This window comes from Pseudoxanthomonas sp. PXM01 (assembly GCF_014851815.1).
GTDB lineage: Bacteria > Pseudomonadota > Gammaproteobacteria > Xanthomonadales > Xanthomonadaceae > Pseudoxanthomonas_A.
In genome coordinates this window covers 1,755,455-1,776,197 of the sequence record NZ_JACVAJ010000001.1, presented here as the reverse complement: position 1 = coordinate 1,776,197, position 20,743 = coordinate 1,755,455, and the positions used below count along the sequence as shown (strand labels likewise).

The following is a 20,743-nucleotide window of genomic DNA, read 5'->3' as shown; positions in this document are numbered from 1 at the left end:
AAAGGACGAAGCCGATGAATGCCATTCCCAAGCCCGCCACCGACCTGCTGCAGCAGACCGGGCAACTTTCCGAATCCGTCACCCGGCCGATCCCGGGCTCGCGCAAGATCTTCGTGCAGGGATCGCGTCCCGACCTGCAGGTGCCGATGCGCGAGATCGCGCTGACCCAGACGCCGACCATCTTCGGTGGCGAAGAGAATCCGCCGGTCACCGTCTATGACCCTTCCGGTCCGTACACCGATCCTGATGCGCGCATCGACTTGGCATCCGGCCTGGCCGCACTGCGCACGAAGTGGATCGAAGAGCGCGGGGACACCGAGCAACTCGACGCGCTGAGCTCCACCTTCGGCCGGGCACGGGAGCACGATCCCAAGCTGGATGCGGTGCGCTTCCCCAACCGCGTTCTGCCGCGCCGCGCCAAGGCCGGCGCCAACGTCAGCCAGATGCACTACGCCCGCCGCGGCATCATCACGCCGGAGATGGAATACGTCGCCATCCGCGAGAACCAGCGGCTCGATGCCGTGCGCGAGGCGCATCTTCTCGCCCAGCACCCGGGCGAAAGCTTCGGTGCCAGCATCCAGAAATTCATCACGCCGGAATTCGTGCGCGACGAGATCGCGCGCGGCCGCGCCATCCTGCCGAACAACATCAACCATCCCGAAAGCGAGCCGATGATCATCGGCCGCAACTTCCTGACCAAGATCAACGCCAACATCGGCAACAGCGCGGTGTCGTCGGGCATCGCCGAAGAGGTCGAGAAGCTGGTGTGGTCGATCCGCTGGGGTGGCGACACGGTGATGGACCTGTCCACCGGCAAGCACATCCACGAGACGCGCGAGTGGATCATCCGCAACTCGCCGGTGCCGATCGGCACCGTGCCGATCTACCAGGCGCTGGAGAAGGTCGACGGCCGCGCCGAGGCGCTGACCTGGGAAATCTTCCGCGACACGCTGATCGAACAGGCCGAGCAGGGCGTGGACTACTTCACCATCCACGCCGGCGTGCTGCTGCGCCACGTGCCGCTGACCGCCAAGCGCGTGACCGGCATTGTCTCGCGCGGCGGGTCGATCATGGCCAAGTGGTGTCTGGCGCACCACAAGGAGAACTTCCTCTACACGCACTTCGAGGACATCTGCGAAATCATGAAGGCCTACGACGTGGCCTTCTCGCTGGGCGATGGCCTGCGCCCCGGCTGCATCGCCGATGCCAACGACGCCGCGCAGTTCGGCGAGCTGGAAGCGCTCGGTGAGCTGACCAAGATCGCGTGGAAGCACGATGTGCAGTGCATGATCGAAGGCCCCGGCCATGTGCCGATGCAGCTGATCAAGGAAAACATGGACAAGCAGCTGCGCGAGTGCGGCGAAGCGCCGTTCTATACGCTCGGCCCGCTGACCACCGACATCGCGCCGGGTTACGACCACATCACCAGCGCCATCGGTGCGGCGATGATCGGCTGGTACGGCACGGCGATGCTCTGCTACGTCACGCCGAAGGAACACCTGGGCCTGCCGAACCGCCAGGACGTGCGCGACGGCATCATGGCGTACAAGATCGCCGCCCACGCTGCCGATCTGGCCAAGGGCCATCCCGGCGCGCAGGTGCGCGACAACGCGCTGAGCAAGGCGCGCTTCGAGTTCCGCTGGGAGGACCAGTTCCATCTGGGCCTGGATCCGGAGAAGGCCAAGGAATTCCACGACGAGACCCTGCCGAAGGATGCGCACAAGCTGGCGCACTTCTGCTCGATGTGCGGCCCGCACTTCTGCTCGATGAAGATTACCCAGGACGTGCGCGACTATGCCGCCGAGCACGGCGTGGAGGAGCAGGCGGCACTGGAGGCCGGCATGGCGGAGAAATCCGCGGAGTTCCTGGCCCAGGGAGCGCAGGTGTATCGTCAGGGCTGACCCGGCCGGGCGGGGTGCTTCCGTCCGGCGCTCTCAGGCGCAGTGTTCACGGGACGTCCGCCATCATGGTGGCGTCCCCGACAGGAGAACCACCATGCTCGGATTCGCCCGTACCACCGCCCGCTGGATGACGGCGGCCAGTGTCCTGCTGCTGGCGGCCTGCGCCACCGGTCCGCGCATCACCAGTGACGTCGACCCGTCCGCCAACTTCGGCCAGTACCGCACGTTCGCCTTCTACTCGCCGCTGGCGATCGAAGGGCAGGGCTATGCCACGCTGACCAGCGGCCGCATCAAGAGCGCCGCCCGCGCGCAGATGGAGTCGCGCGGCTACACCTATGACGAGAAATCGCCGGATCTGTGGGTGAACCTCAACGCCTACATGCAGGAAAAGACGGATGTCGTGAACACGCCGGAAGTCGACTACGACTACTACTACAGCTATCGCGCACGCCGCTATGTGGCCGTGCCGACCTGGCGGGACCGCACCGACGTCTACAAGTACACCGAGGGCACCATGAACGTCGATCTGGTGGACGCGAAGCAGAACCGGCTGGTCTGGACCGGCGTGGCGGTCGGACGTGCGGGGCGCGACAAGCCTGAAGAGCGGAATGCGAAGATCGACGGCGCGGTCGCCGACATCTTCCTGCGCTACCCGTACCGCGCGGGCAGTGGCACGCCGGCAGCGACGCCATGAAGGGCAGCGGTCCCGTCATCGCCAAGGCCGGCATCGGCTTCGGTACGGCGCTCGCCATCACCATCTCGTGGAGCGCCAACAAGTCGCTGCTGTGGGCGGTGATCCACGGTCTGCTGTCGTGGATCTACGTGGTCTATTACGCGCTGGTCTACCACGTCAAGTGAGGCCCGCCGCGTGACGACGCCCTGGCTCTGGTTGCGCTGGCTGGTGACGGCGCGGCGGCATCCCTGCGCCTTCCTGCTGATCGTGCAGCTGGCCGGCATCCTGCTGTACCCGATCATGGAAGACACGCAGGCCGGGCGCGCGCTGTTCGGCGCGTTCGGCATCCTGGTGCTCGCGCTCGCCCTGTGGGTGGTCAACCGCAGCGCCGCGGTGAACTGGGTCGCGTGGTCGCTGGCGGTGCCGTCGGTGCTGTTGTCGGTGTCCGCGGCCGTCTTCGATCTTCCGTCGTTGGGCATCTACGCTCACCTGCTGGAGAGCGGCCTGTATTTCTACACGGCCGGCAGCCTGATCGCCTACATGCTGCAGGACCACTCGGTGAGCAGCGACGAACTGTTCGCCGCCGGCGCCACCTTCACGCTGCTGGCGTGGGCGTTCGCGTTTTCGTTCTCGGTCTGCCAGCAATGGTATCCCGGCAGCTTCACCGCCGCCGTCGATCCGCAATCGCCGCGCAGCTGGATGGAGCTGCTGTTCCTGAGCTTCAGCCTGCTGTCGGGCGTGGGCCTGAGCGACGTGGTGCCGATCCTGCCGCAGGCCCGCGCGCTGGTGATGCTGGAGCAGTTCGCCGGCGTGATGTACATCGCCGTGGTGGTGTCGCGACTGATAGGACTGACCATCCTGAAATCGCCTGCGCGCAAGGCGGACTGAGCATCGCCAGCACATAAAAAATTCGCGCCTTTCGGCGCGAATGCTGGAGCTGATGTAGTAGGACGTCGGCGGAGAGAGAGATTGCCTGTGCTGCTCCCGTTCAGGGGGAGCATGACGGCCACTGTAAAATGCACCGCGACGGTGCGCTTTCCCCGTGCTGCCTTTGAACTTTGCCGAATCTGCCGGATCACTTGGCCCTACGGGCGGCAGGCATTAAGGCACATGACGGACCCCCGGAAGACAGCGCAGCATTCGCCCCCGATGAGACCCCCCGATTCCGCCGCCCTCCCTACAGGCGATCGCCTGAAGGTGGGGGAATGCCTCGTTGATGTGCCGCTGCGCGAAGTCCATGCGCCGGGCGCACGCAGGGCGGCGCGCATCACGCCCAAGTCGATGGGGGTATTGCGCGTACTGGTGGACAACCCGGGCCGTGTGGTCACGCGCGAAGCACTGTTGGCCGCGGTCTGGCCGGATACGCTGCCGACCAACGACGTCGTGACCCAGGCCATCACGCAACTGCGCAAGGCCTTCGGTGAGCACGCCGACGGTCCGCGCTACATCGAAACCATCGCCAAGAGCGGATACCGGCTGCTGGTGGCGGTGGAGTGGTTGCCGAATGCGTCGGTTGGCGACGAGGCAGCCGCTGTGCCGGCTGCACTCCCCGCCGCAACCGGGGAGCTTGGTGCACCCGTGGCCGCGGACGCCACGTCCGGACCCGCCGGCATCGCGGTGCCGGCGACCCGGCAGGCGTTGCTGTTCCGCCGATGGATGTGGGGCCTGGCGCTGGGCGTGGTGGCGATCGCCTGTGCGATCACGGCGGTCTGGTGGGGCGCCGACAAGCGGGCGCAAGGCGGTGTGCAGGACGAGGTCACCGGCCTGCTGCCTGCACCGAGGCCGTACCGGCTGATCACGTCCGCGCCAGGGTTCGAGCTGACGCCCACGCTGTCGCCGGATGGCTCGCAGGTGGCTTACCTGTCCAGCATGACCGAGGAGTTGGCCGGGACGGCGGTCCTCGTGCAGACCACGGAACCCGCCCAGCCCCGCAAACTGACGTTCCCGCCCGACGGGGCATGGGACAGCAACCCCGAGTGGTCGCCCAACGGTCGCGAGATCGCGTTCCTCCGGCGCTCGCCCGGCGAGGACTGCCGCATCATGGCCGTGCAGGCCAGTGGCGGCGAGCCCCGTGTGCTGGGAGGCTGCGATCCGCACAATCGGCCCTCGTTCGACTGGATGCCCGACGGCAGCGGTCTGGTGTTCAGCAGCCCGTTGAGCGGTGGCGGCGAACCCGGCCTGCGCCTGCTGGACCTGGCGACGGGCCGTTGGCGCGCGCTGGAGTACGGGGCCAGCGCAGAGGACGTCGACACCGCCCCGCGCTTTTCGCCGGACGGCAAGTGGATCGCCTTCATCCGCAACACGCCGTTGGGCGACCTGTGGCGCATTCCTGCCGGCGGCGGTCGCGCGGAACGGTTGACCCACCAGCGCGCCGAGTTCCGGGGCTGGGACTGGACACCCGACGGCAACGCGATCGTGTTCGGCCGTCGCGTGGACAGCCACACCCGCCTGTACCGGCTCGAGCTCTCCGGCCGGAACATCAGCGACCTGGGCATCGAGGACGCGCAGGCGCCCGCCATCGCCGCACACGCGAACCTGTTGGCCTTCGTGCAACGGAAGCCGGAGTTCGGCCTGTACCGCGTCGGTGATCCGGCGGGCGCGGAGACGGCGCCCCAGATGCAGCGGCTGTTTCCGTCCACGGGGCGTGATTCGTTGCCTTCGGTGGCGCCGGATGGCCGCCAGATCGCCTTCACATCCGACCGTTCCGGTGAGTTCTCGCTCTGGTGGGCCGACATGGAGCGGCCCGCATCGCTGCGCCCGCTGGAAGGCATCCGCCCGGAGTCCCGTCACCTGCCGGCCTGGTCGCCGGACAGCAAGCGGTTGCTGGTGATCGGTACGAACGCGCGTGGCTTCTATGGCCTGCACGAGCTGGAGCCGTCCAGCGGCCAGCTGATTCCCCTGCCGGTCCCCGTGCCGCGGGAGGATCTGCTGTTCGCCGCCTACCTGCCGGATCCGGCGCACCTTCTGGTGGTGGCCGGACGCGGCGACGGCCAGCAGCTGGTGCTGTTCGATCGCCGCAGTACGCCCTGGCGTCGGCTGGGAAGCATCGACGGTGTCTCGTTCGCGCTCCCGGACCTGGCGCAGGGCCGCGTGCTGTTCACCCGCCTGGGGCGCGACGGACTCTGGCAATCGGACCTCGGCCTGTCGGAAGCCAGCATCCGCCAAGTCGACGGCAATCGCCCGGCCAGCCAGCGCTACCGCACCTGGACGGTGACCGGGGATGGCCAGGTGGAATACCTGGAGCAGCTGCCAGACTGTTACGTCAGCGTGCGCCATATCGGTGCCGGCCGTTCTCACGCACCCGCGAGATGTCTGGAGCCGACCCACCTCGCCACCATCAACGGCTTCAGTGCGCACGCGCGCACTCGCGTGACGTATGTCGCCATGGCGGTGGTCGATGGTTCCGACATCGGGTTCCTGTCGCTCGACCCCGCACCGCCCTCTGGAGCCGGAGGCTTCTGGTAACCGACTGACACGAAAGGGAAAGTTTCTTTCGTAACTTTGTCGGATGGGCGTTCGGCAAGATTTCGTCGACTTTTACGACAAACTTCCTGCGGCCTGCCAGCCAAACCCGGCACATCGCTTCCACACGTCTTGCAAAGTGGAATGACCGATGGAGCAAACATGGTGGGCGGACCGGGGCCAGATGGTCCGGCTGGAGACGGCGGAAAGCTTGCCGTCGAGCGGCTGCGTCGCAGTCTCGCGACTGGGTGGGGCACAGGCCGGCGGTGAGCTGTTCACCCTGTGGGTGCAATTGCGGGGGGCATCCTGGGTCGAGGCCAAGGAAGGGCGCTTCCGCTTGCGGCGAGGCCAGTGGATCGCGCTCGAGCGCGACTCCAAGCCGCTCGTGCAGACCGACCGCTATGGCCTGTGCATCGGTGTCGCGCTGAATGGCGACGGCATGAAGGCGATGGCACGCTTCGCCGACGGTCCGCTCTATGCGGGGCGTGGCCGCCTGGGCCGGCGCGATGCGCTGATCCTGCTCCGCCTGTGGCGTGCGGCGTCCGAACGTGGCGCGGAAAGTGTCGATGCCCAGGCGCTGCGGCCGCTGCTGCTGCACTTCGCGGCCGTCCAGCAGGAGCTGGATGGGTTCGTCCAGCGTTGTCCGGGCCGGTCCCGCACGCGCAAGCGACAGGTGTTCGGTCGTCTCCAGCGCGCGCGGCTCTACCTGGAAGGCAATTGCGACCGTGTGGTCCGCATCAGCGAACTGGCGGAGCTGACCAGCTTCTCCAGCTGGTACTTCTCGCGCACCTTCTACAGCCTGTATGACGAGAGTCCGCAGGCCGCTGCCGCGCGCATGCGGCTCGAACATGCGGCCGATCTGCTGCGCAGTACGTCGATGATGGTCGGCGAGGTCGCGGCCGCCTCCGGCTTCGACAACTGCTGCAGTTTCGCGCGTGCTTTCCGCGCACGCTTCGGCACGTCGGCCAGCCGCTACCGCTCCGCCATCATGACGTCGAGGACAGACTCGGCAAAGTCATCGGGCGTCGGCCGCAAAGCGGCGCTGAAGACTGGAACGTAAGTTTGCAAGGCGTTTTAACACGCCCATAACGCAACACGTTCCTCTGAGGAGAGATTGAATGAACCACCGCAATTCGCGTCGTGCGATGCGGGTCGGCATGCTGCCGGCCGGTATCGCCATCGCATTGATCCCGGCGTTCGCCAGCGCGCAGGAGGCCACGACCGAGGCCACCACGACGACGACCCTGGATCGCCTTGAAGTGACCGGCTCGCGCATCCGCGGCGCCGACATGGAAACGCAGCAGCCGATCATCACGATCGGGCGTGAAGACATCGAGAAGCAGGGCTTCACCTCGGTCGCCGACGTGCTGCAGAACCTGACGTCCGCCGGTTCCCCGGCGATCGCGCGTTCGGAAGCGCTGGCCTCGGGCGAGAACGTGGGCGGCTACTACGTCGACATCCGCAACCTGGGCGCCACCCGCACGCTGGTGCTGGTCAATGGCCGTCGCCTGGGTGCCACCACCGGTGGTTACCAGGATCTCAGCCAGATCCCGATGTCGGCGATCGACCGCATCGAAGTGCTGAAGGACGGCGCCTCCGCCATCTACGGCTCCGACGCGATCGCCGGCGTGGTCAACGTGATCACCCGCAAGCGTTTCGAAGGCGCCGAAGCGTCGGCCTACCTCGGCCAGAGCGGCGAGGGTGACGGCGACGTCAAGCAGTACTCCTTCACCGTGGGCTCGGCCAGCGACCGTGGCGGCGTCACGCTGTCGGTCGAGTACTCGAAGGAAGACCCGATCTCGGCCGCCGACCGCTGGTTCTCCAAGGACGGCAACGCCGGTCCGGATTACCCGGGTTCGGGCTGGAGCCCGATCAGCCAGAACGGCTCGTTCTGCGACCCGTGCTCGCCGGCCGCTTCGGCCGTGTGGTGGACGCTGCGCGACGGCGGCAACCCGACCAACCGCGCCGACTATGTCGTGCACTCCGCCGACTACAACGCCAATGCCAACCAGCAGATGTTTCTGTCCACGGGCATCGAGCGCCGTTCGGTGTTCGTCAACGCCAACTACGACGTGACGGACAACATCTCGTTCAACGCGGACGTGCTGTACAACCACCGCTCCACCCAGCAGCAGATCGCCGGTTATCCGTACCAGTCGGCCGCCTTCGGCACGCCGCTGTCCGCCGACAGCGCGTTCAACCCGATGGCCGGCGACACCACGTTCCGCCGCCGCCTGTGGGAAGTGCCGCGCACCACCGAAAGCGAGATGGAAACCTACCGCTTCGCGGGCGGCTTCTCCGGCTTCTTCGACGTCGCCGGCAAGACCTGGGACTGGGACATCGGTGCGCTGATCAACCGCAACCAGTCGACCAAGCGTGCGCACGGCGACATGAGCCTGATCGCCTCGGAGCAGGCGCTGGGCGCGTCGTTCATCAACGCCGACGGCATCGCGCAGTGCGGCAGCGCCGCCAGCCCGATCCCGCTGTCGGACTGCCGTCCGTGGAACCCGCTGCTGCCTTACGGCGTGGCAGGTCAGGGTTCGCTGGCCGATCCGGACGTGCAGCGCTTCCTGTTCCCGTGGTTCACCGACACCGGTCTGACCCGCACCACCAGCTACACCGCCAACCTGTCCGGTTCGTTGTTCGAACTGCCGGCCGGTGACCTGGGCATCGCGGTGGGCGTCGAGCATCGCAAGGAGCAGGGCCGCTTCGTGCCGGACGCGTTCGCGCAGTCGGGCCAGAGTACGGGCCTGGGTGCGACCACCACCGAGGGCGACTACTCGGTCGACGAGTTCTACGTCGAGCTGAGCATCCCGGTGCTGGCCGACATGGCGTTCGCGAAGGAGCTGACCATCAACATGGCCAGCCGTTACTCCGACTACAGCAACTTCGGCGACACGATCAACAGCAAGTTCGGCTTCACCTGGCGTCCGATCGACGAGCTGCTGGTCCGCGGCACCTACGCCGAGGGCTTCCGCGCCCCGACGATCGACAACCTGTACGGCGGCATCGGCACGAGCTTCGAGAACTACACCGATCCGTGCGGTACCGGTGCGGTGAACAGCGTCAACGGCAATGCCGCATGTACGGCCGCCGGCGTGCCGCTGGGCTACGTGCAGCTGGGCCAGGGCCTGGTGCCCTGCACGACCTATCCGTGCGCCACGCCTGACCAGTTCATCACCGGCTCCAACCCGGCGCTGATCCCGGAAACGTCCAAGAGCAAGACCATGGGCGTCGTCTGGTCGCCGCGTTGGGTGCAGGGTCTGGACATCTCGCTGGACTGGTACCGCTACGAGCTGACCAACATGATCATCTCGGACAGCGTCGACCGCATCCTGCGCGACTGCTACGTGCTGGGCAACAGCGCCCGTTGCGAAGGCATCACGCGCGCGGACGATGGCCACATCACCAACCTGTTCTACGGCCTGGCCAACCTGGGCGCGATGGAGACCGAAGGCTTCGACCTGGGCGTGAAGTACGCCCTGCCGGAGCAGTCGTTCGGCAAGATCGCGTTCGACTGGACCTCGTCCTACACCAGCGTGTATGACGAAGAAGCCGAGAACTCCGCCGGTGAGAAGATCATCGTCGGCAACGTGGGCAACTCGGGCATCTTCCGCCTGCGCTCGAACCTGGGCGTGGACTGGTCGCTGGGTCCCGTCGCCGTCAACTGGACGGCCCGTTACTACTCGGGCATGAAGGAAAGCTGCGTGACGGCGCGTCCCTGCACGGAGCCCGGCCACATCGCGAACGGCGAGCCGGATGCGATCCGCAAGGTCGGCTCCAACACGTTCCACGACATGCAGGTCAGCTACAGCGCGCCGTGGAATGCCACGATTGCGGTGGGCGCCAACAACGTGTTCAACCATCAGGGTCCGCTGATGTTCTCGAACTCGTCGTACCGCCACAGCGACTTCGCCTACTACGGTGGTTTCGACTTCGACCGCTTCCTGTACGTGAAGTACACCCAGCGCTTCTGATCCCCGGATCACACGCTGTCGTTCCAAGCCACGGCCCCGAAAGGGGCCGTGGTTTTTTTCATGGTTGCCGCTCGCCTGGCGGGCAAAAAAGAAGGCCGCCCGAGGGCGGCCTTCCTGTATGTGCGCGATCCCGCGACGGGATCAGAACTTGTGCTTCTCGTCTTCCGGCTGCGCAGCCTGGCGGGCGATGGCATCGACCAGCACGGCCTTGGCTTCTGCGGCGTTGCCCCAGCCGTCGAGCTTCACCCACTTGCCCTTCTCCAGGTCCTTGTAGTGCTCGAAGAAGTGGCCGATGCGCTCCAGCCAGTGCGGGCTGACCTGATCGATGTCGCTGATGTGGCTGTAGCCGGCGAACACCTTGTCGACCGGCACGGCCAGCAGCTTCTCGTCGCTGCCGGCTTCGTCGCTCATGCGCAGCACGCCGACGGGGCGGCAGCGGATCACCGAGCCGGGGATCAGCGGCAGCGGCAGCACGACCAGCACGTCGGCCGGATCGCCGTCGCCGCACAGGGTGTGCGGGACGTAGCCGTAGTTGCAGGGGTAGCGCATCGGGGTGGAGAGGATGCGGTCGACGAAGATCGCGCCGCTGGCCTTGTCCACCTCGTACTTCACCGGCTCGGCGTCCTTGGGGATCTCGATGATGACGTTGATTTCGTCCGGCGGGTTCTTGCCGGCGCTGACCAGATCCAGGCCCATTGCGTGCTCCGAGGGGTGCGGTGATTGAGGGCCGGCATTTTACGCGGTTGGCTGCTGCGGCGCAGCAGGACCTTCGGCGCACTGGCCGACCGTCGGCAGAGGCCACGTGGTTCAGGTTGCCCTTCAATGCCCGAGCCTAGAATCCGCCGCCCATGCTCCTCCCACGCTCCGCCGCCGGCCTGTTGCTGACGGTGCTGGCCCTCGCCAGCACCGAAGCGGGCGCGCGGACGGTGTACCGCTGCGTGCAGGGTGGGACGGTCAGCCTGGCCACGGCGCCCGAGCCGGGCTCGAAGTGCGTGGCCAAGGAAATCGACGACAACGCCGTCAGCACGCCCAACCTGTGGGGCTCGATGGGTGTCTTCAGCGGCACGCTCTACGAGCGCGAGCAGGACGGGCAGAACGTCTATTCCACCCGCAACCTGCCGGGGTCCACGCCCTACCTGAAGTTCACCGTGCAGACCCCGCCCGGCGAACCCACCCATCCCGGGCTGGGGCGGGTCGGCAAGCCACGACTGGACCGCTATCCCACCGAGTTCAAGGCGGCCGCGCGCCAGACCGGCGTCGATGACGCCTGGTTGCGTGCCGTGGCGCATGCGGAAAGCGACTTCGATGCCAAGGCGGTGTCGCCCAAGGGCGCGATGGGCGTAATGCAGCTGATGCCGGACGTCGCCAAGGAGTACGGCGTGGCGGACCCGTTCTCCTCCACCGAATCCATCCACGCGGGCGCACGCCACCTCCGTCAGTTGATGAAACGGTACAAAGGCGACCTGACCCTGGTCGCTGCCGCCTACAACGCCGGCATCGGCACGGTGACGCGGTACGGTGGGGTTCCCCCCTATGCGGAGACGCAGGAGTACGTCTCCAAGGTCACGGCGCTGTACGAGCTCTACCTGCGCGCGCTGGGCAAGAAGGCCGCGCCGGAGCGTCCGGCGCTTTGAGCGCGGGGTTGCGGGGCATTCAGTCTCCGCCTGTGGTCTTCACCCGATGTGTGCGGTTGCGCGCCTAGCGTGTCGCGATGGCCCGGTCGTTCCGCGCCGGGCAGGAGACCGCCATGAAGAACCGTCGTGTATTCAGCGCTCCCTCCGTCGCCGTCGCCGAGGCGGCCCTGCACCGGGCTGTCGCCGCCGGCATCGATCCTGCCCATGTCGCCCTGGTCGGGCGGTCGGAGATCGAGGTCGAGCAGGTCCCCGACGACGAGAAGGAAGCGGCGCCGACCGATTTCAAGCCCGCCGCCCTGCGGGGCCTGGTGGGCGGTGCCGGATTGGGCCTGATGCTGGGACTGGTCGCCCTGCTGGTGCCGGCGGTCGGCATCCATTGGGCGGGCGTGGCGGTCTGCACGGCGATCGGTGGCTGCGTCGGCATGTGGGCGGCCTCGCTCGCCGGCTCCGCCGTGCCCAGCGAAGTACGCCGCGACTACCGGCGGGAGATCGAAGCGGGCGAGGTGCTGCTGGTGATCGAGGATCCGGATGACGCGCGGCTGGAGCGTGCCACCGCTGCCGTACTGGCCACGGCCGGCGTCCACCGCCTGCAGGTGCTGCCGCACGGACTGCTGCAGTAGCGCTGCCCGGCGACGTATCATCCAGGCGACTTCATTTGAGGACGCGCGCATGCGACGTTGGGCGATCACGGGAATGATGTTCTTGGCAGGCGCTGCCCTGGCCTCGGAAACGTCGCAGTGGGAGAAGTTCGGCGCCGACCTGCCGCAGGACGGCAAGGCGGTGCCGCTGGCCACCGCGCTGGCCGATCCTGCCACGCACGTCGGGCAGGCGAAGGTGTTCAGCGGCCGCGTTGTCGACGTCTGCCAGAAAAAGGGCTGCTGGGTGATGCTCGAGGACGAGGGGCAGGGTGCGCGCGTGTTGCTGGGCGACCATGACTTCTACGTACCCAAGGACGTACGCGGTCCGGCGCAGGTGCATGGCGTGCTGTCGCGCGTCGAACTGTCGCCGGATGCCCAACGGCACACCGCACAGGAAACCTCCGGCGCGGCCGTGCCGAAGGTGGAGTACCGCATCGTCGCCGACGGCGTGCAGGTGCTGGCCGACGATCCTGGCGCCTGATCGGCGCCGTCAGCCGAGCAAGCGCTCGGATGGGATGACGTGTCGGCCCGGCGGCGCATCCAGCGCCGCTTTCAGCAGCGCCTCGGCCACCCGTTCCGCCGGTACGACGCGATAGCGCGCCGGCAGCACCGCATCCAGTGCGCCCATGACGCGCAGCGCGATGCGCTCGCCGCCACGGTGTTGCGTGCGCACGCCGCCCAGTAGCCCGGGGCGAAGCAGGCTGAGCGATGTGAAGCCGATGCCCGCCAGGTTCTCTTCCACGTCGCCCTTCGTGCGCGAATAGAAGATGCGCGAGCGTGCGTCCGCGCCCATGGCCGAGACCAATGCGAACGTCGTCGCGCCGTGTGCATGGGCGTGGCGGGCGATCGCGAGGGGATAGTCGTGGTCCACGCGCCGGAACGCTTCCTGCGAGCCGGCATCGCGAATCGTGGTTCCCAGGGCGCATGCCACCGCATCCACCCGCCACCACTCCGCGTCGGCGGGCAGTGCGTCGAAGTCCACGACAGGGTTCAGAAGCTTCGGATGTGGCGTGAGTGGTCGTCGCGTCGGCGCGACAACCTGCTGCACGCGCGGCGATGCGAGTGCGCGCCGCAGCGTCGCCTCACCGACGAGGCCGGTGGCACCGGCCAGCAATACACGCGTCATGGGAATACCCGACAGGAGGAGTGCCTCATCTTGCCAGTCCTGCGGCCGGGTGGCGTACGGCATCGGTTACCCTTCCGCAGCGACGGGCGCGGCCCGATGACCTGGAATCCCGTATGCCCCGCCCCGCCAATCCCTGCGATCTCTTCTCTCCGTGGGGTCCGCTGCGATGAACCTGCCGCTCCACTACGGCCTGCTGGGTGCACTGGAAGCGGGATTGATCGCGCTACTTGCTGGTGTGCTGTGCTTCCTGTTCTGGCATTGGCTGAGCGGAAGGATGCGTTGGTCGACCGGGCATGCGATCGGCTGGGCCTGCGTCTCGGCAGTGGTCATCGGTGCGGGCGTGGACACATGGAACATGTTCTATCTGGGCATCGCGCGGCTTGAGTCGCCGCTGTACGCCCGTATCGCGCTGCAAGGCATCCACGATCCCGATGGCCTCGGTTCGCGCGTGGTGCTGGAAATCGCGGGTGCATTGACGGGCGTGGTACTGGGTTGGCAATGGTTCAGCAAGAAAACCACGGATGCCGACGCCGCGAACAGCACCGAAAAAACGGATGCGTAACGTCAAACGCGGTGCAACGTCACGCATTGGACGCGTCGCTGACACCGCGCTCACGGCCGCCTAACACCGGTTTAATCGATAGCGCAGGCGGCGTGGTTAAGCATGCGTGCACGTTCATATCGCGCCGCAAATTTCGTTCAGATGCGCGGGGGCAAGGTGGGGCCGTGCGCAATCGGACGCACTCCCTACAGAACGGAGCACTGACATGACGAATAACAACCGCAAGCCGCTGATCGCCCTGGTCGCCCTGAGCGCCGCGCTGGCCATGCCGCTGGCGTTCGCGCAGGAGAAGGCTGAGGACGCCGCGCAGGCGCAGCAGACCGAGCAGGCGGCCGAGCAGGCCACGGGCTCGGCGACCACGCCGACGCAGAGCAGCGATGCAGCCGGTACCCAGGCCAAGCAGGGTTGGGCCGACGTCGACACCAACGGTGACGGCAACATCAGCAAGGAAGAAGCCGCGGCCAATCCGGGCCTGAGCCAGGTGTTCGACCAGGCCGATGCCAATGCTGATGGCTCGCTGACCGCCGACGAATACAAGGCGTTCGTGAGCAAGAATTACGGCGACCAGCAGAAGTAAGCGGCGCCGTCATGAGGGCGACGCCGTGCGCGACGAGGAGCCGGCGTCGTCCTAGCAAAGGGCGGCCGTCAGCGCCGCCCTTTCCTTTCCCGGCGTATCGCGGTCACAGGAGGGACGCATGAAGACGAAGACGGGAACGAAGGAGTTTCCCCGGCTGGGCATGGCGCTCGCCGTGATGCTGCTCGCCGCGACGCCGTTGGCCGGCGCACAGACCCGCGCGCAGGACGCTGCCGAGCGCGCGGAAGCGCCCTCAGCGGCGACGTCGAAACCAACGACCGCGCCGCGCCCGTTCGAAGAACTCGACCAGAACGCGGATGGCGCGATCAGCAAGGACGAGGCGGCCGTCGATCCACCGCTGGCACAGGTGTTCGGCACGCTGGACAAGGATGCGGATGGCCGTCTGACCCCCGAAGAATATGCGGTGCATATGCAGGGCACGCCCTGACGCCATCGCCTCTCCCACGAACGAAGCATGGAGGAACCCATGAAGCATTCCACTCACCGACTGACGATGGGTCTTGGCCTGGCGCTGTTGAGCGCGGGCCTGATGACGGCCTGCGGACCCAAGCCGGAAGACACGCCGCCGCCGAGCGCTCCCGAGCCGGTGGAGACGGTGCCGCCGGCCGACGACATGACGCCGCCGCCCGCCCCGACGGATCCGGCGACACCGCCTACCGACTCGACCCTGCCGCCGCCCGCCAACCCGAACGCGCCGGAGACCACGCCGCCGCCGACGGAGGGCAGCGCGCCGCCACCGAGCTCCGGTGGCTGACCGCGGACATCGCTTGCCGTGATCATCCACAGGCGGCCGCCCCCTGAAGGGGCGGCCGCTTTCTTTTGCGTGGCCGGACGGCTGCTATCCTTCGCGGCCCTCGTACGGATTGAAGAGCGGACATTCCATGGCACGCATCAGGTGGGTCGGTTTCGATGGCGACGATACGCTGTGGAAGAGCGAGGACTACTACCGCCAGGCGGAAGCGGACTTCGAGGAGATCCTGGGAAGCTACGTCGATCTTGCCGATGCGCGCACGCACCAGCATCTGCTGGAGGTCGAGCGCCGCAACCTGAAGATTTTCGGCTACGGCGTGAAGGGCATGACGCTGTCGATGCTGGAAACGGCCATCCAGGTGACCGGCGAGCGCATCAGCGCCCGCGACCTGCATCGCGTGATCGAGATCGGGCGCGCCACGCTGCAGCATCCGGTGGACCTGCTGCCCGGCATCCGCGAAGCGGTCGAACGGATCGCCGCCGACCACGAGATCGTACTGATCACCAAGGGCGACCTGTTCCACCAGGAGGCCAAGATCGCGCAATCGGGCCTGACCGACCTGTTCCACCGCATCGAAGTGGTGTCCGAGAAGGACGAGGCCACCTACGCGCGCGTATTGCGCGAGTTGGATGTCGCGCCTTCGGAATTCGCGATGGTCGGCAATTCGCTGCGGTCGGACATCGAGCCGGTGCTGGCGCTGGGTGGCTGGGGCATCCACATGCCGTACCACGTCACCTGGGCGCTGGAGACCGAGCATGGGGTCGAGGCCGATGCGCCGCGCCTGCACGTGGTGGAGAACGCCGGCCAGCTGGCGGATGCACTGGCGGCCATCGAGGCCACGCCGGCCACCTGACGGGGCACAATGTGCCGGTGAAGCGCGCGACCATTCCCACCTTCGTGTTGTCCTGCTGCCTGGCCCTGGCCGGGCCTGCGTTCGCGCAGGAGCGGGCGGATGCCTACGTTCCCGCCAGCGGCGACGCCTCGATCGACCGCCATCTCGCCGATATCAACGAGTACGCGAGCCGCTACCCGGCGGCGTTCGCGGACGAGATGGGACGCTACTACGCGGTGCCGCGCGCCTACGTGGAAGCGATGCAGCAACAACCCGACTGGACGGCTGGCGACATCTTCATGGCCTGCGCACTGGCGCAGATCGTGGGCCAACCCTGTCGCGCGGTCGTCCGCGAATGGTCGCGCGACCATGAGGGTGGCTGGAAGGCCGTGGCAGGCCGCCTGCAGGCGGAACCGGGCACCGCGCAGTATCGCCGCCTGCGCAGCGCCATCGAGGCGAGCTATGCGCGTTGGGGGCGGCCCTCGCCGCGCGACTGAGCGGGCGGATGGCCGAGCGGTCTAGGGTGCCTTGCGGGCGTACATGATCAGTAGCACCAGCGCTTCCTCGCCATCCTGGCGGATCGCATGCGTGCTGCCGGGCCGCGTCAGCAGGGCGTCGCCGGCGCGAACCGTCCGCGTCTCGCCATCCAGCTCGTAGATGCCACGTCCGCCGAGCACGTAATAGATCTCGTCCTTGTGGTGCTGGTGCAAGCCGATACCGGCGCCCGCATGCAGCACGCGCTTGCGGAACTCGAAGCCCAGCCCGGGCGCATCCTTGAAGAACGGGTAGGCGGTGGTGGTTCCCGCGCCACCGTGCGGACCGGGCTGGTCGATGGCGATGTCGCGCTCATGCACGACGAGCGAGGGGTTCGCCTGGGTCTTACGATCGGTCAGTGCGGTGTCCGGCGCACCGCAATCGGTATCGCGCTTCACGTGCACGCCGAGCGACGGGTCGATCCGCTTCCAGCCCGCGACGACCAGGCACGCGGCCATCACGGCGCCGCGTTGCTGGAAATGGGTGTCGTCCTGCTGGTCCTGTGCCGGGACGTGCATGAAGTACGCCTTGCTCGCCTCGTCTCCGGCGGCGCGCAGCCAGTCCATGCTGAGGGCGGTCAGGTCGACCAGTCCTACCTGTTCGCGCTGGGCGAGATCGCGCACCGCCTGTGCATACAAGCCATGGGTGTCGAGCAACTGGCCGCGGTCGAACTTTCGGCGTGCCACCGGCGTCACCAGAATCGGTGTGGCGCCCTTGTCGCGCGCCAGCGCGACGTAGCGCATAAGCCATTCTGGAAACGCGCGCTGCGGCTCGTTGTAACGGGTGGGGTCTTCGATTTTCTCGTCGTTGTGGCCGAACTGGATCAGCAGTACATCGCCGCGACGCATTTCCTTCGCCATGCCGTCGAACCAGCCTTCGGCGACGAAGCTGCGCGAGCTTCTGCCGCTCTGTGCGTGGTTGCGGACCACAAAGGCCTTCCCGTCGAGAAACCCCTGCAGCTGCTGGCCCCAGCCTTCGCGTGGCGCCCGCTCCGGGCCGTAGTGGCTGGCGGTGGAATCGCCGGCGATGAAGACCTGTCGCGGCGGGGTGGCATGCGCAAGATCGGGCAGGGCGGCGAGCAGAAGCAGCGAAGCGAGCGGACGGATCATGGCGACACCGTATCGGAGAGTAGAAACGACACGGGCCGCGTCTGAAAGCAGCGCGGCCCGTGTTGTTGAAGCAGGAAGCGGACGCTCAGCGTGCCAGCCAACCGCCATCGACCGGAATGACGGCGCCGTTGACATAGTCGGACGCACGCGAGGACAGGAACACCGCAGTACCCCCCAGATCCGACGGCTCGCCCCAGCGGCCGGCCGGGATACGGTCCAGGATCGCCTTGTTGCGGTCTTCGTCCGCGCGCAGCTGCGCGGTGTTGTCGGTGGCCATGTAGCCGGGTGCGATGGCGTTGATGTTCACCCCCTTCGCGCCCCACTCGTTGGCCAGCAGGCGGGTGATGCCGGCGATGCCCGACTTGCTGGCGGTATAGGAAGGCACACGGATGCCGCCCTGGAACGACAGCATCGAGGCGATGTTGATGATCTTGCCGCGGCCCTGCGCGATGAAGTGCCGGCCCGCTGCCTGCGACATGAAGAATGCGGACTTGATGTTGACGTTCATCACGTCGTCCCAGTCCTTCTCGCTGAAATCGACCGCGTCCGCGCGGCGGATCAGGCCGGCGTTGTTGACCAGGATGTCCAGTCCACCCAGGCCGTCCACGGTTTCCTTCACCAGACGCTCGACCGGCTCGATGCTGATGAGGTTCGCTTCCAGGTTGAGGAAGCGGCGACCGAGCGCACGCACCTTCTCGCCGGTGTCGGCGGCTTCGACGATGCCGGCGGCGGCGATGTCGGCACCGGCTTCGGCCAGCGCCAGCGCGATGCCCTGACCCAGGCCGGTGTTGGCGCCGGTCACCAGCGCGACCTTGCCTTCGAGACTGAACGGATTGCTTGCCATCGTGGATTCCCTCGGATGTTGGGTGGCGCCGCGGTTACTTGAGCTGGCAGATGTCCAGCACGTGCATGTCGGTGTAGTCCAGGTTCTCGCCGCCCATCGCCCAGATGAAGGCGTAGTTGCTGGTGCCCGAACCCATGTGGATCGACCACGGCGGAGACACCACCGCCTCGTCGTTCTGCACGACGATATGGCGCTGCGCTTCCGGCTCGCCCATGAAGTGGTAGACGCGGTCGTTGTCGGCCAGGTCGAAGTAGAAGTAGACCTCGCTGCGGCGGTCGTGCAGGTGCGGCGGCATGGTGTTCCACACGCTGCCCGTCTTGAGTACGGTCAGGCCGAGCAGCAGCTGCGAGGACTGGCAGGTGGCCGGCACGATGAACTGGTAGATCGTGCGTTCGTTGCTGGTCTCCAGCGCACCGCGCTCCAGCGCCACCGCGTCCTTGATCGACAGCTGCTTGGTTTCGAAGCGCGCGTGCGCCGGCGTCGAGGTCAGGTAGAACTTGGCGGGATTGGCGGCATCGTCGGATTCGAACGCCACGTCGGCGCTGCCCATCGCCACGTACAGGCCATCCTTCGGACCCAGCGCATAGCTCGTGCCGTCGACGGTGACCTTGCCCGAGCCGCCACCGACGTTGATCACGCCCAGTTCGCGACGCTCCAGGAACGGCTTGCCGGCGGCCGATGCGGGCTCGGTCTGGCGCGGCAGGTCGACCTTCTTCGACACCGGTGCGGCGCCACCGATCACGAAGCGCTCGTTGTGCGAGTAGTTCAGCTGCACCGTATCCGCAGCGAACAGGTTGCCGATCAGGTAGCGGTCGCGCAGCTGGTCGTTGCTGGCGCCGTCCATCATGTCCGGATGGGTGGCGTGGTAGGTCTTGCAGAACATGGGCGGGCTCCGTTTGGTGCGGACGCCCTTGGAGAGGGCATCGGGAAGGTCGTGGGAGGGGAGTCTAAAGGCTTTGGTAACCGGTGTCATTTTGCGTTGCGGCACCGGGACGGCCGCAGGCGCGCCGGGCGCGGCCTTACTCGGGGGGCTGTGAGGAGTCGCGGATGACCAGGTGCGGGCGGATGCTGGCGGCGGCCAGCATCGGCGTGCCTTCCGGCTGGATCAGCATGGCGGCGGCGGTCCGGCCGGTATCGCGCGTATTGCGGCGGACCGAGGTCAGCGAGGGCCACAGCCGCGAGGCGAGCGGGCTGTCGTCGAAGCCGACCACCGACAGCTGGCGCGGGATGCTGATGCCGGCGCGCATGGCGACCTTGTAGACGCCGGCCGCCATCTCGTCGTTGCCGGTGAAGATGGCGGTAGGCCGGTTCTTGCCTGACAGCAGCTTCTCGGCGGCGACCACACCGGACTCGAAGGTGTAGCCGGCTTCGATGATGCGCGACTTCGGCAGTTCGAGCCCGCGTTTGGCGAGGGCCTGCACGAAGCCGTCGGTGCGCTCGATCGACGACCGGTACGCGGCCGGGCCGGTGATCAGCGCGATATCGGTGTGGCCCAGCGACAGCAGGTATTCCGCTGCTTCGGCGGCGCCGTCGCGGTCGTGCGTGACCACCATGCGCGAAGGTTCGTCCATCGATACCGAGGCGATGCGCGTGTAGCGGCAGCCGATCTCGGCCAGCATGTCGGCCAGCGCCTGGTCTTCCGAGGCGCGCGGCACCAGCATCACGCCGTGCAACTTCTGCTGCTGGACGAAGCGTCGCACGCCGTCGATGTAGCCCGGGCTGCGGCTGTCGCAGGGATGCACGACCAGCTCGAAGCCCGAGTCCCGCAGCGCGTCCAGCGCGCCGTACTGCATGTTCACGATGTACTGCGCAGTCGGGTTGTCGTAGACCATGCCGATCAGGAACGAGCGGCGGAACGCCAGGCCGCGCGCCATCGGGTCGGGCACGTAGCCCACGTCCCGCATCAGCGCCTCGACCTTCTCGCGGGTGTCCTTACGGACCAGTGGCGAGTGGTTGATGATGCGCGAGACGGTCTTCTTGGAGACGCCGGACAGCCGTGCGATGTCGTTGATGGTCGCGGCCTTGCCACCGGTGGGCAGGGCAGCGGGGGTTTCTGGCTTCTTGCGCGCGGGCATGGGGCTGGGCGGGTCCGTTCGTCTGTCGGA

22 protein-coding genes are annotated in these 20,743 nt (G+C 67.2%); 16 read left to right on the top strand and 6 right to left on the bottom strand.

Annotated elements, in window-relative coordinates; genetic code table 11:
• Positions 1-14: 14 nt before the first annotated feature.
• From thiC to IB230_RS08165, 7 genes are all read left to right on the top strand, one after another.
• Positions 15-1,901, top strand: coding sequence for a phosphomethylpyrimidine synthase ThiC (gene thiC, locus IB230_RS08195; protein WP_192270788.1), 1,887 nt, complete (start codon positions 15-17; stop codon positions 1,899-1,901).
• A gap of 94 nt (positions 1,902-1,995) precedes the next feature.
• Positions 1,996-2,595, top strand: coding sequence for a DUF4136 domain-containing protein (locus IB230_RS08190; RefSeq protein WP_225589283.1), 600 nt, complete (start codon positions 1,996-1,998; stop codon positions 2,593-2,595).
• Positions 2,592-2,759 carry a hypothetical protein gene (locus IB230_RS08185; RefSeq protein WP_192270787.1) on the top strand — a complete coding sequence of 56 codons (168 nt, stop codon included), beginning with the start codon at positions 2,592-2,594 and terminating at the stop codon, positions 2,757-2,759. The genes IB230_RS08190 and IB230_RS08185 overlap by 4 nt, the downstream gene beginning before the upstream one ends.
• A gap of 10 nt (positions 2,760-2,769) precedes the next feature.
• Positions 2,770-3,462, top strand: a complete 693-nt coding sequence (locus IB230_RS08180; RefSeq protein WP_343227272.1) for an ion channel — start codon at positions 2,770-2,772, stop codon at positions 3,460-3,462.
• A gap of 261 nt (positions 3,463-3,723) precedes the next feature.
• Complete coding sequence (locus tag IB230_RS08175; RefSeq protein ID WP_192270785.1) at positions 3,724-6,039, top strand: winged helix-turn-helix domain-containing protein; 2,316 nt, start codon at positions 3,724-3,726, stop codon at positions 6,037-6,039.
• Between the two features lie 148 nt (positions 6,040-6,187).
• Positions 6,188-7,096: a helix-turn-helix domain-containing protein gene (locus IB230_RS08170; RefSeq protein WP_192270783.1), complete on the top strand. Its 909-nt coding sequence runs from the start codon at positions 6,188-6,190 to the stop codon at positions 7,094-7,096.
• 58 nt (positions 7,097-7,154) lie between these two features.
• Entirely contained in the window at positions 7,155-10,013 is a 2,859-nt protein-coding gene (locus IB230_RS08165; protein WP_192270781.1) for a TonB-dependent receptor, read from the top strand.
• A gap of 141 nt (positions 10,014-10,154) precedes the next feature.
• Here IB230_RS08165 and ppa read toward each other — a convergent pair whose 3' ends face one another.
• A complete protein-coding gene (gene ppa / locus IB230_RS08160) occupies positions 10,155-10,709 on the bottom strand; it encodes an inorganic diphosphatase (RefSeq protein ID WP_055937232.1) in 555 nt (184 codons plus the stop codon).
• 152 nt (positions 10,710-10,861) lie between these two features.
• Between ppa and IB230_RS08155 the strand changes: the two genes are divergently transcribed.
• From IB230_RS08155 to IB230_RS08145, 3 genes are all read left to right on the top strand, one after another.
• Positions 10,862-11,647, top strand: a complete 786-nt coding sequence (locus tag IB230_RS08155; RefSeq protein ID WP_192270779.1) for a lytic transglycosylase domain-containing protein — start codon at positions 10,862-10,864, stop codon at positions 11,645-11,647.
• A 113-nt stretch (positions 11,648-11,760) separates the two neighbouring features.
• Positions 11,761-12,267 (top strand): hypothetical protein, encoded by a 507-nt coding sequence (locus tag IB230_RS08150; RefSeq protein WP_192270777.1) that lies wholly within the window; start codon positions 11,761-11,763, stop codon positions 12,265-12,267.
• Positions 12,268-12,349: 82 nt separating this feature from the next.
• Positions 12,350-12,766 carry a DUF4920 domain-containing protein gene (locus tag IB230_RS08145; protein ID WP_192270775.1) on the top strand — a complete coding sequence of 139 codons (417 nt, stop codon included), beginning with the start codon at positions 12,350-12,352 and terminating at the stop codon, positions 12,764-12,766.
• A 9-nt stretch (positions 12,767-12,775) separates the two neighbouring features.
• Here IB230_RS08145 and IB230_RS08140 read toward each other — a convergent pair whose 3' ends face one another.
• The gene (locus tag IB230_RS08140) at positions 12,776-13,411 is read right to left on the bottom strand and encodes an NAD-dependent dehydratase (protein ID WP_192271400.1); all 636 of its coding nucleotides are present in this window, start codon (positions 13,409-13,411) and stop codon (positions 12,776-12,778) included.
• Positions 13,412-13,577: 166 nt separating this feature from the next.
• Between IB230_RS08140 and IB230_RS08135 the strand changes: the two genes are divergently transcribed.
• The 6 genes from IB230_RS08135 (at position 13,578) to IB230_RS08110 (ending at position 16,648) form a co-directional block, all read left to right on the top strand.
• Positions 13,578-13,973, top strand: coding sequence for a hypothetical protein (locus tag IB230_RS08135; protein ID WP_192270773.1), 396 nt, complete (start codon positions 13,578-13,580; stop codon positions 13,971-13,973).
• A gap of 205 nt (positions 13,974-14,178) precedes the next feature.
• Positions 14,179-14,550, top strand: coding sequence for an EF-hand domain-containing protein (locus tag IB230_RS08130; protein WP_192270772.1), 372 nt, complete (start codon positions 14,179-14,181; stop codon positions 14,548-14,550).
• 118 nt (positions 14,551-14,668) lie between these two features.
• A complete protein-coding gene (locus IB230_RS08125; RefSeq protein WP_192270770.1) occupies positions 14,669-14,995 on the top strand; it encodes an EF-hand domain-containing protein in 327 nt (108 codons plus the stop codon).
• A 39-nt stretch (positions 14,996-15,034) separates the two neighbouring features.
• Positions 15,035-15,322, top strand: coding sequence for a hypothetical protein (locus IB230_RS08120; protein ID WP_192270768.1), 288 nt, complete (start codon positions 15,035-15,037; stop codon positions 15,320-15,322).
• A 127-nt stretch (positions 15,323-15,449) separates the two neighbouring features.
• Positions 15,450-16,172: an HAD family hydrolase gene (locus tag IB230_RS08115; protein ID WP_192270766.1), complete on the top strand. Its 723-nt coding sequence runs from the start codon at positions 15,450-15,452 to the stop codon at positions 16,170-16,172.
• A gap of 17 nt (positions 16,173-16,189) precedes the next feature.
• Positions 16,190-16,648: a hypothetical protein gene (locus IB230_RS08110; protein WP_343227271.1), complete on the top strand. Its 459-nt coding sequence runs from the start codon at positions 16,190-16,192 to the stop codon at positions 16,646-16,648.
• 21 nt (positions 16,649-16,669) lie between these two features.
• Here the strand turns inward: IB230_RS08110 and IB230_RS08105 are convergent, their stop codons facing one another.
• The 4 genes from IB230_RS08105 to IB230_RS08090 form a co-directional block, all read right to left on the bottom strand.
• Positions 16,670-17,794 carry a cupin domain-containing protein gene (locus IB230_RS08105; protein ID WP_192270764.1) on the bottom strand — a complete coding sequence of 375 codons (1,125 nt, stop codon included), beginning with the start codon at positions 17,792-17,794 and terminating at the stop codon, positions 16,670-16,672.
• 85 nt (positions 17,795-17,879) lie between these two features.
• Positions 17,880-18,638, bottom strand: coding sequence for a 2-dehydro-3-deoxy-D-gluconate 5-dehydrogenase KduD (gene kduD / locus IB230_RS08100; protein WP_192270762.1), 759 nt, complete (start codon positions 18,636-18,638; stop codon positions 17,880-17,882).
• A 34-nt stretch (positions 18,639-18,672) separates the two neighbouring features.
• Positions 18,673-19,521: a 5-dehydro-4-deoxy-D-glucuronate isomerase gene (gene kduI / locus IB230_RS08095; protein ID WP_192270760.1), complete on the bottom strand. Its 849-nt coding sequence runs from the start codon at positions 19,519-19,521 to the stop codon at positions 18,673-18,675.
• Positions 19,522-19,657: 136 nt separating this feature from the next.
• Positions 19,658-20,713: a LacI family DNA-binding transcriptional regulator gene (locus IB230_RS08090; RefSeq protein ID WP_192270758.1), complete on the bottom strand. Its 1,056-nt coding sequence runs from the start codon at positions 20,711-20,713 to the stop codon at positions 19,658-19,660.
• Positions 20,714-20,743: the final 30 nt, after the last annotated feature.